Origin of the sequence: Streptomyces sp. NPDC058307 (assembly GCF_042880295.1) — a bacterium.
Classification (GTDB): Bacteria; Actinomycetota; Actinomycetes; order Streptomycetales; family Streptomycetaceae; genus Streptomyces.
In genome coordinates this window covers 79,566-91,191 of record NZ_JBHVYZ010000033.1, presented here as the reverse complement: position 1 = coordinate 91,191, position 11,626 = coordinate 79,566, and the positions used below count along the sequence as shown (strand labels likewise).

Sequence of the window (11,626 nt, the reverse complement as noted above, 5' to 3'; positions counted from 1 at the left end):
CGCGGCCGTCCGTCGTCAGAACCGGGGCGCCGGTATGGTTCGTGGACGGTACGGTGGGGTGATCGGAAGGTATCGCTGCGGAATCCCCCGCAAACAGACCCGTCAGTCGGGCAGGGTGGGCCGCGGTGGTGCAGTCGGATCTACCCTGGGCCGGGTCCAGAACGGGACTGGCCTCTACAAACCGGTTCACTACGGATATCGCGCCATCAGACATGGATTGCCCCCTGAGTCGCTGCATGCGGGGATCGCTTCCCGCTCGACAAAAGACTGGCAGTCCGGTTCTCTTTGCGCGGGCACCTGACGAAGCTCTGACATAGAAACAGGCACTTGGCATGACACGTCAAGCACGGGCAACCCAGACCCGCACGTCGATCCTGCTGGCGGCGGCCGAGGTGTTCGACGCACGGGGCTACAGCACCGCCACGATCACGGAGATCATCGCGCGGGCCGGCGTCACCAAGGGGGCGCTCTACTTCCACTTCTCCTCCAAGGAGGATCTGGCCCTCGGGGTGATAGCGGCGCAGCTGGAGCTGGGGCCGTTGCCTCCGCAGCGGACGGGGCTCCAGGAAATCGTCGACCAGGGGCTGCTGTTCGCCCACCAGTTGCAGCACGACCCGCTGACCCGGGCCAGCGTCGGTCTCGCCATGGACCAGTGGAGCGAGAGCGCCGAGGGCGGCAACCCGTTCCACGGCAGACCGTTCCAGTCCTGGGTGGACCGGCTGACCCAGGTGCTCGTCGAGGCGCGTGATCGCGGGGAGTTGCTGCCGCACGTCGATCCGGCCGAGACGGCGGAGTTGCTCTCCGGGTCCTTCACCGGCATCCAGTGGACGTCTCAGATCCTGTGCCGACGCCAGGACCTGATGCGCCGGGTGATCTCGATGTTCCGCCACCTGCTGCCGAGCATCGCGATGCCGCAGATCCTCCCGACGCTGGAGCTGACCCCCGACCGGGCCGCGTCCCTCCTTGCGTCACGTGCCGCGGCACTGGAGGCGGAAGACGCACCGACCGACGAGGAGGGCGACGGCACGTCGTTGTCCGACGCCGCGTCGGACACCCGCACGGCGGGGAGGGCCGACGCCGCGACCGTCCGGTAAGAGGGAGAGGGGGTGCTGCCCAGGAGGGGAAGGGCAGCACACCCCCTGACCGACCCGCGCACACGGCACCGGGTGACCTGGCGTAGGGGTCGCGTGTACGCCACGGCACCTGAGAACCGGCACCCCGTCCTCCACCGACCGGGCTCACACCGACACGGCACGGGGCCGGCCGAACGTCCCGGGCGCACAGGTACCGAGCGCGGGGCCGAGGGTGGGGGTCGGGTACGGGTGCGGGCCGCATCGGCTTGGCGCCCGCCCGTCCTTCAGCCCGTCAGCCCGTCAGCCCGTCAACCCGTCAGCCCGTCAACAGGTTCCGCGTCCGCGCCCCCCGGTGGGGACATGGCACGGTACGTGTCCTCCAGGCGGTAGCCGACGCCTCGGACCGTGGTGATCCAGCCCTCGCCCAGCTTGCCGCGCAGGGCGCTGACGTGTGTGTCCACCGTGCGGGTGGAGATGGCCCAGTCGTCCGCCCAGACCGCCGCGATCAGGTCCCGGCGTGAGATCACCGTCTCGGGTGCCGAGGCCAGCAGCAGCAGGATGTCGAACTCCTTGCGGGTCAGCTCCAGGGACTGCTCGCCGAGCCACGCCTGACGCGTGCCGGGGTCCAGCCGCAGCGCCCCGCAGGACACACCGACCGGACCACCACCCGTGGCGACGCGCCGCGCCACCGCGTTCATCCGGGCGATCAGCTCCCGGAACCCGTACGGCTTGACCAGACAGTCGTCCGCACCCGACCGCAGACTGAGCACCCGGTCCAGCTCGGTGTCCCGGCTGGTGAAGGTGATCAGCGGTGTGTTGCCCCGGGCCCGGATCTCGGCGCACACCTGAAGACCGTCGAGGTCCGGCAACTCCAGGTCGAGCAGGACGACTTCGGCCTGCTCCCAGGTCTGGAGGCCCGCCCGCCCGGTACGGACCCGCCGGACCTGATGGCCGTTGCGCACCAGCCGGCAGACCAGCGGTTCGGCGGTCCCGTCATCCGGATCGATCACAAGTACGCGCATGTGCACTCCACACCGGACCGTGCCCCGCCGGCTTCACGCACCCGGGGCGAGCGGCCCGGGTCGTCACTCGCCCGCCAGCCGGGTGTGCACCACGCGGTAGGTGTTGGAGTCCCGCCAGATGGCCAGCGCGTCCACCCGGGCGTCGATCTTCTGCCGCTCCGCCGACCGCTCACCGCTCGGCTGCTCGAGGAACGCGTCGTAGGCCTCCTTGCTGTCCCACTGCGAGTAGACGACGACCCACTTGCCCTCGATGCCGCGCCCGCGCAGCCCGCGCAGCACCGTGTGGCTGCGGTATCCCGGGACCTTCTGGAGCCAGTCCTGGGACGCGCCGAGGGTCTCGACCAGGTCGTCCTGGTGCTTCTCGGTGACGCCGTACAGGTCGATGACCGTGTAGTCGTCGCGCTCCGGCCCGATCTCGGTCTCCCCGGCACCCGGCTTCTGCTGGGTGAAGACGACCTCGTTCTGCAGCAGCCGGATCGCCGTGGTGATCTCACCGAACAGCGGCAGTGTGCGGTGCTTGAACTCCTCGCCGGCGTAGCGGGCCTCCAGGTCCTCGGTGGAGCGCCACTGGATGAAGTTGGCGGTGCCGAACTTGGTCTGCCCGCTGTGCACGGTGCTGGACTTCCAGCCCTCGTAGGCCGCGGAGTCGACGATCTCGCGCATCGCGGCGAGCAGGCTGTCCTGCCTCTCGGCGGAGTCGGTGGAGAACAGGTTGAGGACGGTCAGGTTCTTACCGTCGGCTGCGATCTTCGGCATTCTCTCTTCTCTTCCGGTAGGTCGGTTGATGAAAGAAGCAGAACTCAAAATTGCTTGGTCGGCGCTTCCCGATCAGCATGACAAGTCCTCAAGTCGAGTTGAAGGCCGTAGTGTTCAGGACTGCGCGCGGATTGTCAGATCCTTGCTGCCGGCGTCAGATCTTCGGCAGCTACGTCAGGTCTTCGACAAGTGCCCTTGGGTACTCATAGGCCCGCGCGCGATGCTCGGGCAATGAATTCCGCGACGACAGCAGCCGAGATCAGCACTCTGCTGGACCGATATCTCATAGGTCTCGACGAAGAGAAACTCGACGACGCGTGGGCGCTCACGCTGTTCAGCGACGACGCCCGCGTCGAGTTCCCGATGGCCCGGCACGAGGGCATCGAGGGACTCGCCGACTGGCACCGGCAGGCACTGGAGTCCTTCGCGCGCACCCAGCACCTCAACTCCCCGGCGGTCGTGGAGCTCAGCGGTGACGAGCGAGCGCTGCTGCGCGCCAACCTGGTCTCCACCCATGTGCACCACCCGGACACGCCCGGCGACCCGCTGTTCGTCGCCGGCACCCTCGTGCACGGAGAGGCCCGGCACACCGAGCGGGGCTGGCGTCTGACGGAGCTGTCGTTCCGGCTGGTGTGGTCGACGGGCAGCCCGCCCCGGCCGGGCGGCGCCGGATGACCGCGCTGGCGGCGGGGATCAACGAGCGGCAGATCGCGACCATGCTGCTCGACATCGGTGTGGTCCTTCTGGCCGGTACCGCGCTCGGGGCCCTCGCTCTCAAGCTGGGCCAGCCCAAGGTGATCGGCGAGATCGCCGCCGGCATCGTCCTCGGGCCGAGCCTGCTCGGCCTGTTCCCCGGCGATCTGACGGAACGTCTGTTCCCGTTCGACGTACGCCCGTTGCTGTCGGCGGTGTCCCAGGTCGGCCTGGTCCTGTTCATGTTCGTGGTCGGCTGGGAGTTCGAACGGCGGCTCATCCGGCCGTACGCGCGTCTGGCGGCGAGCGTCTCGCTGTCGTCCATCGTGCTGGCCTTCGCACTGGGCGTCGGCGCGGCGGTCGTCCTGTATCCGCACCACGACACGGTGGCCGGGCACCACATCTCCTTCAGCGCGTTCGCCACCTTCATGGGCACCGCGATGTCCGTGACGGCGTTCCCCGTGCTGGCGCGGATCCTGGCCGACAACCGGCTGATGGACACCCGGATCGGCGCCCTGTCGCTGGCCAGCGCCGCGATCGACGACGTCCTGGCCTGGTGTCTGCTGGCCTATGTGTCGGCGCTGGTCACCTCGGACGGCGACTACGCGGGCCTCGCCCGGATCGGGGCGCTCAGCGTCGGCTATGTGGCGCTGATGTTCCTGGTGGTACGGCCGCTCGTGGCCCGGCTGGTGTGGCGGTGGGCCGCCATGGAGCGCTGGAGCGGGTTGCTCGCGGTGCTGTGCGCCGGGGTGTTCGCCTCGTCGTATCTGACCTCGTGGATCGGCATCCACCAGATCTTCGGCGCGTTCCTGTTCGGCTTCGTCATGCCTCGCGAGCCGCGGCGGGTGCTCGCGGCACGCCTGCGCCGGCCGCTGGACGACGTCAGCGTCGTACTGCTGCCGGTGTTCTTCATCGTCACCGGTCTCGGCGTGGACCTCGGCGCCCTGACCGCGACCGACTACCTGGCGCTGTTCCTGGTCATCGGCGTGGCCTGCGCGGGCAAGCTGCTGGGGGCGATCGTCCCGGCCCGGCTGTCCGGTCTGTCCTGGCGCGAGGCCAAGGACCTGGGCGTCCTGATGAACACCCGTGGCCTGACCGAACTCATCATCCTCAACGCCGCCGTGAGCCTCGGAGTGCTCGACGGACGGATGTTCACCATGCTGGTGATCATGGCCCTCGTGACGACGGCGATGGCGGCCCCGCTGCTGTCCCGGCGCGAGCACCTCACGGCCGGCGAGACCCAGAAGGTTCGTACGACCGCCGCGGACGCGACCGCTCCGCACACCTGACGAGGGGGCTCATGTGATACCCGTCCAGTCGTTGTCCCAGCACGGCCGACCGCTGCCGCAACCGCCGGTCGACGCCCGTGCGTTGCGCACGGTGTGCGGCAACTTCGCCACCGGCGTCACCGTCATCACCACCGGCGGCCCCGAGGACGGTGCCGCCACCACGGTGAACTCCTTCACGTCCGTCTCGCTGGATCCGCCGCTGGTGCTGTTCTGTCTGCACCGGCAGTCCCGGCTGCGCCCGGTCCTGCAGAAGGCCCGTGGCTTCGTGGTGAACTTCCTGACGCGCGATCAGGAGGGGCTGGCCTGGAGGTTCGCGGGCCGCGAGTCGGCGCGGCTGGCGGAGGTCCCGCACCACCGCTCCGCGCGCGGACTGCCCGTCCTCACCGAGGCCCTGGCCTTCCTGGAGTGCCGCGTCGCCGAGGAGTACGACGGCGGCGACCACGCCATCCTGGTCGGCGAGGTCACCGCCCTGGGCGCCTCCGGTGCGCAGGCCGACCCGCTGGTCTTCTACCAGGGCGCCATGCGTGTCCTCGACCGCGACGTCCCGGCGCCCGCCCGTGGGTAGGGGCGGCGCCGGCCGTACGTCAGCGCAGGACCGCCGTCTGATCGCCGGCCTCGTCGAACTCCCGCCTGGCCCGCTCGACCTTGCGGAGGTTCTCCGTGGACCAGTCGGCGAGGTGGGCGAAGATCGGCGCCAGGCTGCGGCCGAGCTCACTGATCTCGTACTCGACCCGGGGCGGCACCTCGGGATGGTACGTGCGCACCACCAGGCCGTCGCGCTCCATCTGGCGCAGCCGCTGGGTGAGCACCTTCGGCGTGATGGTGCCGATGGTGCGCTGAAGTGCGACGAAACGCTGCCGGCCGAACTCGTGCAGCGTCCACAGGATCGGCGTCGTCCAGCGGCTGAAGACGATGTCGACCACCGGGGAGACCGGGCACGCCAGCTCCGAGTCGGTCTGCCCGCCAGGTGTGGTGGTGGTGCTCATGGCGCCGGTGCTGCCGCCCATTCGGATCCTCCTGGGGAGTCACTTTCCTCTAGGTACCTACTTTACCGAGGATGCTAGCTTTCCGGAAGTCGGTGAGCGGCCCCCCGCTCCCGGTCCCGCGCCGTGTCCTTCCGTCCGGCTGTCCCGTCCCTGCACAAGCCGTACTCCCCGTCCCTACGGAACCCTTCCGTCACATCCCTTAGGAGCGACATGTCGACCCAAGAGTCGATGCGCCTTTCCCGCAACGCCGCCGAATCGCAGCCGCCGCGCCGCCCGGGACTCATCCTGGCGTTCCTGTGCCTGGCCGGCTTCATGACCTTCCTCGATGTGTCGATCGTCAACGTGGCACTGCCGACCATCGAGGACGAACTGCACATCTCCCAGACCTCGTTGCAGTACATCGTCACCACGTACGGCATGCTCCTCGGCGGTTTCCTGCTGCTGACCGGCCGGCTCGCCGACGCCTTCGGCCGCCGCCGGATGCTCCAGACCGGCCTGATCCTGTTCGCCCTCTCCTCCCTGCTCGCCGGGCTCGGGCAGAGCGCGGCCATGCTGATCGTGGCGCGCGGCGCCCAGGGCCTGGGGGCCGCGTTCATCGCGACCGCCGCGCTGTCCCTGCTCGCCAACAACTTCGAGGAGGGCGCCGAGCGCAACAAGGCCCTCGGTGCCTGGGGCGCGCTCAGCGGTATCGCCGCCGTCGCCGGTGTCACCCTGGGCGGTCTGCTCACCGACGGGCCCGGCTGGCGCTGGATCTTCTTCATCAACGTGCCGATCGGCCTGGTCTGCGCCCTGATCGCCCCGAAGGTCATCGCCGAGAGCCGTGCGGCCGAGCGCAGCAGCTCCTTCGACGTCGCCGGCGCCGTGACGCTGACCGCCGGTCTCGTGCTGCTGATCTTCAGCCTCGGTCAGGCCGTCGACGACTCCGCCGTCCCGATGGGCCGTCTCTACGGCGGTTTCGCCCTCTCCGCGGTCCTGCTCATCACGTTCGTGCTGATCGAGAGCCGCGCCAAGGCTCCGCTGATCCCGCTCGGCGTGTTCAAGCGCAAGTCGCTGCGGGCCTCCAACGTCGTCGCCCTGCTGCTGCTCGGCACCTGCGTCACGCTGTTCTTCTTCGCCAGCCTCTTCATGCAGCAGGTCCTCGACTGGTCGGCTCTGAGGACCGGTCTGGCCTACGTCCCGCTCGCCGTGATCGTCGCGGTCGGTGCGGGCATCGCCTCCCAGCTGGTGACCAAGGTCGCCCCCAAGCCGGTGCTGATGGTCGGCCTGACGCTGACCAGCGTGGGCATGTTCCTGCTCTGGCGGGCCCCCTCCGACGCCTCCTACGTCGTGGACCTGCTGCCCGCCTTCCTGATCTCCGGCCTCGGTCTCGGCCTGTCGTTCGTGCCGGTGCAGGTCGCCGCGTTCACCGGCACCGAGGAGGACGAGTCCGGTCTGTCCGCCGGTCTGATCAACACCGCACAGGAGGTCGGCGGCGCCCTGGGCCTGGCCGTGGCCGCCACCTACGCCTTCCGTCGGGTCGATGCGCTGACGAAGTGGGCGGACGGGGTGCCCGCACGGGTGACCGAGGCGCGCACCGAGGTCTTCCACGACGCCTTCCTGGCGGGGGCCTGCTTCGCCGCGGCCGGCCTGCTGCTCACGCTGATCCTGCTGCCCTTCACCAGGGCATCGGACCAGCCTGCCGCCGCCGCTCCCACCCAGGCCTGAGACCGGAAGGCCCGCCATGCCGACGTCACCGCAACTGTCCGCCGCGGCCGAGGACTTCCTCGCCGAGAACCAGCTGTGCGCCTTCACCACCCTCCGCCCCGACGGCTCGCCTCATGTGACGCCCGTGCGTTTCACCTGGGACGGCGAGGTGGGTCTGGCGCGGGTCATGACCGCGGTGACCCGGCGCAAGGCGAGGAACGTGCTGGCCGCACCCGGCGGCCGGGTCTCCCTCTGCCAGACGGCGGGGCCCCGCTGGCTCACCCTGGAGGGCACGGCAACCGTCCAGGACGACCCGTTACGCGTCCAGGAGGGGATCCGGCGGTACGCGAAGCGGTACTGGTCGCCGCCGCCGGAGCCGCCGGGCCTGGTCGTGATCGAGATCCGGGTCGACAAGGTGATGGGCCTGATGTGATTCCGGGCCGCTGATCCCCGTCCGAACCGAGCAGAGGGTGCCGGAAGTCTTCCGGCACCCTCGCTTGTTTCCACCGCCTGACCCGGCTGCAGAATCTCTGACGCAACTTGTCAGAGACCTGTACTTGCGGCCGTTCAGCTTCCCGCACTCCCCCGGAATACTGGTGATAAATCCACTGGGAGAGGAAACATGGACCGTTTTCATGCTGACGTGATTGTCGCCGGGGCCGGCCCGTCCGGACTGATGCTCGCCGGCGAACTCCGCCTGGCCGGGCTGTCGGTGGTCGTACTCGACCGCCTGACGGAGCCCATGCAGCAGTCCCGGGCACTCGGATTTTCCGCCCGCACGATCGAGGAGTTCGGCCAGCGCGCGCTTCTCGACAAATTCGGTGAACTGGAGACGATACCCTTCGGGCATTTCGGTGGACTGCCCATCGATTACCGCATCATCGAGGGCGGCAATTTCGGTGTCCGGGGTGTTCCGCAGTCGCGGACCGAGGCCATTCTCCACGCGTGGGCGACCGGTCTCGGCGCCGAGGTCCGCCGCGGGCACGAGGTCGTCGGCATGGTCCAGGACGACGCGGGGGTCACGGTGGAGGTCTCCTCCGCCACCGGCGTCGAGACACTGCGCGCCCCCTACCTGGTCGGCTGTGACGGCGCCCGGTCCACCGTGCGCCGGCTGGCCGGCATCGACTTCCCCGGCACCAGCGCCACCATCGAGATGCTGATGACCGACGTCGCCACCAACGAGCTGCGCATCCGTCCGACCGGCGAGGTCGGCGAGTCCGGCATGGTCGTGGTGCTCCCGCTCGGCCCGCAGGCCACCCGCGTCGTCGTCTTCGAACGCGGCGCCGGTGTCCGCCCCACCCAGGAGCCGCCCACCTTCCCCGAGGTCGCCGCCGCCTTCCAGCGCGTCACCGGCGAGGACATCACCGGCTACAAGCCGCTGTGGACCAGCTACTTCACCGATGCCAGCCGCCAGGCCGCCGAGTACCGCAAGGGCCGGGTCCTGCTCGCGGGCGATGCCGCCCACATCCATCTGCCCATCGGCGCCCAGGGCATCAGCGCCGGCGTCGGCGACGTGGTCAACCTCGGCTGGAAGCTGGCCGCCGAGCTCAAGGGGTACGCGCCGGAGGGGCTGCTGGACACCTATCACTCCGAGCGGCACCCCGTCGGCGCCCGCATCGTCGCCAACACCCTCGTGCAGCGCTCCCTGTACCTCGGCGGCCCCGAGATGCAGCCGCTGCGTGAACTCTTCGGCGAGCTGGCGGGCATCGAGGAGGTCCGCCGGCACCTGGTGGGCCTGGTCACCGGCCTGGACATCACCTACGACATGGGCGAGGGCGGCCACCCGCTGCTCGGCCGCCGGCTGCCCGACCAGGAGTTGCTGGTCGGGGACGAGAAGACGAGCACGTACGAACTCCTCAGCCGGGCCCGTCCGTTGCTGCTGAACCTGCGCGGCGGCCAGGCCCTCACCGCGGCTGCCGCCGGCTGGTCCGACCGCGTCGACGTCGTCGCCGCCTCCCGGCCCGACCCCGACGCCCCGGCCGCCGACCTGCTGGTCCGCCCCGACGGCTACATCGCCTGGATCGGCACGGACGGCTCCGCGGGCGGGCTGACCGAGGCCCTTGAGCGCTGGTTCGGCGCCCCCGCGGACAGCTGAGCGCTCGCAGGACGCGGACAGTGCCGCGACCGGCCGTCGATCGTCCGCGGGTTCACCGTGGCCGGCCGCGCCTGCGCGGCGGAGCCGCATATCGAAACAGCCCCGCGCCCCTTCGGGGCGCCTCGGCGCCGACGTGACGCGCCGACCGTTCGTCTCAGAAGAGGAGTTCCGAGTTGACCGGCAAGGCCGAGACAGAGATGCCCACCAAGGCCGACACACAGAAGAGGGCGCCGGAGGCCGGCGACTGGACCGAGTGCGACGTCATCATCCTGGGTGCCGGGATCGGCGGCTCGATCACCGGCGCGATCCTGGCCCGGCAGGGCGCGAAGGTGGTGCTCGTCGACGCCGGCCAGCACCCGCGGTTCGCGGTCGGTGAGTCGCAGAACCCGCAGCTCGTGGAATGGCTGCACATCCTCGCCGTGCGCTACGACGTCCCCGAGATCAAGCACCTGCTCGACATCAAGGCGGTCACCAAGCACATCGGCGCCCACCACGGCAGGAAGCAGAGCTTCGGTTTCGTACGGCACGTCCCGGACCGGGAGCCGGACCCGCGCGAGGCGACGATGTTCGTCATCCCGAAGATGCTGACCGAGGCGTCGCACATGTTCCGCCAGGACACCGACACCTACTACTTCAACGTCGCCGCCAAGTACGGCTGCACCCTGCGCCAGAACTGGCGCGCCACCGACCTCGACTTCGACGACGACGGCGTCACCGTCACGGGCCAGAACGGCGAGGTCTTCCGCGCCAAGTACCTCATCGACGCCAGCGGTTTCCGCTCGCCGCTCGCCCAGAAGTTCGACCTGCGGGAGAAGCCCTCGCGGATCAAGCACCACGCGCGCTCGATGTTCACGCACTACGTCGGCATCAAGCCGTACGACGACGTGTGCAACTACCCCGAGGCGCTGCGGCCGCCGGCCGAGTCGCCGTTCCACGGCGGCACCCTGCACCACCTGATCGAGCGCGGCTGGTTCTGGATCATCCCGTTCGACAACTACAAGGACTCCCGCAACCCCGTCTGCAGCGTCGGCCTCACCTTCGACGAACGGCTGTATCCGCAGCCCAAGGACCTGACCCCGGACGAGGAGTTCAACAAGTACCTCGACATGTACCCGGCCGTGAAGCGCCAGTTCGAGGGTGCGCGGCGGGTGCGCGAGTGGGTGTCGACGCCGGACCGTATCCAGTACTCGTCCAAGCAGACGGTCGGCGACCGCTGGTGCCTGATGTCACACGCGGCCGGCTTCGTCGACCCGCTGTACTCGCGCGGCCTGTCCAACACCTTCGAGGTCGTGGACGCGCTGTGCTACCGCGTCCTGGACGCACTGCGCGACGACGACTTCTCCGCCGAGCGCTTCGAGTACGTCGAGCGCCTGGAGCAGGGGCTGCTCACGTACAACGACATGATCGTCGACAGCTCCTACATCGCGTTCTCCCACTTCCGGCTCTGGAACGCCGTGTTCCGGGTCTGGGCCTGCTTCACCACACCCGCCACCATGCGGCAGGTCCAGGCCCGCCAGGAGTTCATGCTGGACGGGAACGACCGGCACTTCCGGGAGATGGAGAACTCCCCCTACCCGGGCCTGTGGTGGCCGGACAGCCACGCCTTCAAGCACCTGCTCGACGTCACGCACGAGACCTGTGTGCGCTACGAGCAGGGCGAGATCGACGGCGACAAGGCGGCAGACATCGTCTTCCAGGCCATCAACGACTGCGAGTCGGTCAACACGCCCTTCGGCTGGAAGGACGGCGAGGACCACCGCTTCTACCGGGCCACCACCCCCACGATGATCAAGTTCATGTGGTGGGCGAGCACCAACGGCCCCAAGGAGATGCGCGACCTGGGCCGCTCGATGCTCAAGGGCGTCGTCAAGTCCGCCGCCCGCGGCCGCAAGGTCTCCTGACCGCCGCCGCACCCGCGACCGGCCCGCACGGGGCGCGCTGCCACCGCCGTCCGTCGTCCCCGTGCGGGCGCACGCACCGACCTCTCTCCCGCTTCTCTCCACCCATCCGCTTCCACTCAGGGACACCG

Annotated in this window: 11 protein-coding genes; 8 read left to right on the top strand and 3 right to left on the bottom strand. The window is 69.5% G+C overall.

The genetic code is table 11. From position 1 onward, the window contains the following. Nucleotides 1–332: 332 nt before the first annotated feature. Nucleotides 333–1,094 carry a ScbR family autoregulator-binding transcription factor gene (locus tag ACFVYN_RS23545; RefSeq protein ID WP_390001529.1) on the top strand — a complete coding sequence of 254 codons (762 nt, stop codon included), beginning with the start codon at nt 333–335 and terminating at the stop codon, nt 1,092–1,094. Nucleotides 1,095–1,381: 287 nt separating this feature from the next. Here ACFVYN_RS23545 and ACFVYN_RS23540 read toward each other — a convergent pair whose 3' ends face one another. Together ACFVYN_RS23540 and ACFVYN_RS23535 are read right to left on the bottom strand one after the other, a co-directional pair. Further along, nucleotides 1,382–2,095 carry a response regulator transcription factor gene (locus ACFVYN_RS23540; RefSeq protein ID WP_390001527.1) on the bottom strand — a complete coding sequence of 238 codons (714 nt, stop codon included), beginning with the start codon at nt 2,093–2,095 and terminating at the stop codon, nt 1,382–1,384. A 63-nt stretch (nt 2,096–2,158) separates the two neighbouring features. Next, on the bottom strand, nt 2,159–2,851 hold the full coding sequence (locus ACFVYN_RS23535; protein ID WP_390001525.1) for an antibiotic biosynthesis monooxygenase family protein: 693 nt from the start codon (nt 2,849–2,851) through the stop codon (nt 2,159–2,161). 231 nt (nt 2,852–3,082) lie between these two features. On the opposite strand from ACFVYN_RS23535, the gene ACFVYN_RS23530 reads away from it, so the two are divergent. From ACFVYN_RS23530 to ACFVYN_RS23520, 3 genes are read left to right on the top strand one after another with little or no spacing between them, the layout of a single operon-like run. Beyond that, entirely contained in the window at nt 3,083–3,526 is a 444-nt protein-coding gene (locus tag ACFVYN_RS23530) for a nuclear transport factor 2 family protein (protein WP_390001523.1), read from the top strand. Further along, nucleotides 3,523–4,833 (top strand): cation:proton antiporter, encoded by a 1,311-nt coding sequence (locus ACFVYN_RS23525; protein ID WP_390001521.1) that lies wholly within the window; start codon nt 3,523–3,525, stop codon nt 4,831–4,833. The genes ACFVYN_RS23530 and ACFVYN_RS23525 overlap by 4 nt, the downstream gene beginning before the upstream one ends. Nucleotides 4,834–4,846: 13 nt before the next feature. Beyond that, nucleotides 4,847–5,398: a flavin reductase family protein gene (locus ACFVYN_RS23520; RefSeq protein ID WP_390001519.1), complete on the top strand. Its 552-nt coding sequence runs from the start codon at nt 4,847–4,849 to the stop codon at nt 5,396–5,398. Nucleotides 5,399–5,417: 19 nt separating this feature from the next. Here ACFVYN_RS23520 and ACFVYN_RS23515 read toward each other — a convergent pair whose 3' ends face one another. Next, nucleotides 5,418–5,840 carry a winged helix-turn-helix transcriptional regulator gene (locus ACFVYN_RS23515; RefSeq protein WP_390001517.1) on the bottom strand — a complete coding sequence of 141 codons (423 nt, stop codon included), beginning with the start codon at nt 5,838–5,840 and terminating at the stop codon, nt 5,418–5,420. Nucleotides 5,841–6,029: 189 nt separating this feature from the next. Here ACFVYN_RS23515 and ACFVYN_RS23510 point away from each other — a divergent pair, with 189 nt between their 5' ends. From ACFVYN_RS23510 to ACFVYN_RS23495, 4 genes are all read left to right on the top strand, one after another. Beyond that, entirely contained in the window at nt 6,030–7,523 is a 1,494-nt protein-coding gene (locus ACFVYN_RS23510; RefSeq protein ID WP_390001515.1) for an MFS transporter, read from the top strand. A 16-nt stretch (nt 7,524–7,539) separates the two neighbouring features. Beyond that, nucleotides 7,540–7,935: a pyridoxamine 5'-phosphate oxidase family protein gene (locus ACFVYN_RS23505; RefSeq protein WP_390001513.1), complete on the top strand. Its 396-nt coding sequence runs from the start codon at nt 7,540–7,542 to the stop codon at nt 7,933–7,935. Between the two features lie 189 nt (nt 7,936–8,124). Continuing rightward, on the top strand, nt 8,125–9,597 hold the full coding sequence (locus tag ACFVYN_RS23500) for an FAD-dependent monooxygenase (protein WP_390001512.1): 1,473 nt from the start codon (nt 8,125–8,127) through the stop codon (nt 9,595–9,597). A gap of 173 nt (nt 9,598–9,770) precedes the next feature. Next, nucleotides 9,771–11,498 carry an NAD(P)/FAD-dependent oxidoreductase gene (locus ACFVYN_RS23495; protein ID WP_390001510.1) on the top strand — a complete coding sequence of 576 codons (1,728 nt, stop codon included), beginning with the start codon at nt 9,771–9,773 and terminating at the stop codon, nt 11,496–11,498. Nucleotides 11,499–11,626: the final 128 nt, after the last annotated feature.

Bases quoted from the DNA above. Each gene is read 5' to 3' on its own strand.
- ACFVYN_RS23545 (WP_390001529.1), top strand. From the start codon at position 333: ATGACACGTCAAGCACGGGCAACCCAGACCCGCACGTCGATCCTGCTG.
- ACFVYN_RS23540 (WP_390001527.1), bottom strand. From the start codon at position 2,095: ATGCGCGTACTTGTGATCGATCCGGATGACGGGACCGCCGAACCGCTG.
- ACFVYN_RS23535 (WP_390001525.1), bottom strand. From the start codon at position 2,851: ATGCCGAAGATCGCAGCCGACGGTAAGAACCTGACCGTCCTCAACCTG.
- ACFVYN_RS23530 (WP_390001523.1), top strand. From the start codon at position 3,083: ATGAATTCCGCGACGACAGCAGCCGAGATCAGCACTCTGCTGGACCGA.
- ACFVYN_RS23525 (WP_390001521.1), top strand. From the start codon at position 3,523: ATGACCGCGCTGGCGGCGGGGATCAACGAGCGGCAGATCGCGACCATG.
- ACFVYN_RS23515 (WP_390001517.1), bottom strand. From the start codon at position 5,840: ATGGGCGGCAGCACCGGCGCCATGAGCACCACCACCACACCTGGCGGG.
- ACFVYN_RS23510 (WP_390001515.1), top strand. From the start codon at position 6,030: ATGTCGACCCAAGAGTCGATGCGCCTTTCCCGCAACGCCGCCGAATCG.
- ACFVYN_RS23505 (WP_390001513.1), top strand. From the start codon at position 7,540: ATGCCGACGTCACCGCAACTGTCCGCCGCGGCCGAGGACTTCCTCGCC.
- ACFVYN_RS23500 (WP_390001512.1), top strand. From the start codon at position 8,125: ATGGACCGTTTTCATGCTGACGTGATTGTCGCCGGGGCCGGCCCGTCC.